Below are 975 nucleotides of genomic sequence, written 5' to 3' on the forward strand. Positions count from 1 at the left end.
GAATTGTCAAACTAAGTGCAACGGTTTGTCAAAAAATACTTCATATGGGGTTTCATAGTTTAACACTTTGCGAGGACGTTGATTTAACTGCTTTTGGCAGTGTTCAACGTCCTGTTCTGTATAATTATCAATATCTGTTCGCTTGGGAAAATATTCCCGGATTAATCCATTTGTATTCTCATTTGTTCCACGCTGTTCAGGCGAATATGGATCGGGCCAATAGACAGTAACACCTAACCTTTCGCTGATTTCATCAAGATGAAGAAATTCGGTCCCATGATCTGGTGTAATAGAATGAACAAATTCTTTAGGAATGGCCCCTAACAGTTCAACTAAGCCTTTATTTATCTCCTGCGAGTCCTTTTGCACAACCTTTTTGATAAGCGTAAGCCGACTAAGCCGATCGACAACCGTTAAAAGGATGGAGTGACCCGTTCGACCAATCACAGTATCAATTTCCCAGTCACCTATACGTTGACGCTGGTTGATAAAACCAGGGCGCTCATGGATCGAGATATAGTCGGTCTGTACTTCTCGATGTCGTCTAGTATTCTTTGAATGCCGAGTCCGATGTTTATGTCTGAGATGGCGCTGAATACCGGTATCACCACGTGAGGAGTACTTCTCACCTAAATTGTGTTGATAGATATGACGGTAAATTGTGTTGTAGCTAACACACCATTGATGTTCCTTATTAAAGCGAGCGGTAATCTGCTCTGGTGACCAGTGCAGATCTAAGATGTAATGAACAATTTGACGACGTAATTGTGGATGGCTGTCTAATAGTCGCTTCTTGTGACAATTCTGCCGCTTTTGATGATAGTCATTATCTGCTTTGCTTGGGGAATAATTACCTGCACAACGTTTTAACTCCCGTGAAATAGTGCTTGGATTTCGCCCCAGCCGTAACGCAACAGCCCGGATAGATAACCCCTTAGCTCGTAAAAACATAAGTATTTCACGTTCTTTTATAGT

The 975-nt window shown here is 41.7% G+C and carries 1 protein-coding gene; it reads right to left on the reverse strand.

What is annotated here, in order from left to right:
- Nucleotides 1-6: 6 nt before the first annotated feature.
- Nucleotides 7-975: IS30 family transposase (locus LKE01_RS11830; protein ID WP_225364763.1), on the reverse strand; the 969-nt coding region annotated here is incomplete at its 5' end.

The organism is Lentilactobacillus kefiri, from assembly GCF_007989105.1.
In the GTDB taxonomy this organism is placed as follows: domain Bacteria; phylum Bacillota; class Bacilli; order Lactobacillales; family Lactobacillaceae; genus Lentilactobacillus; species Lentilactobacillus kefiri.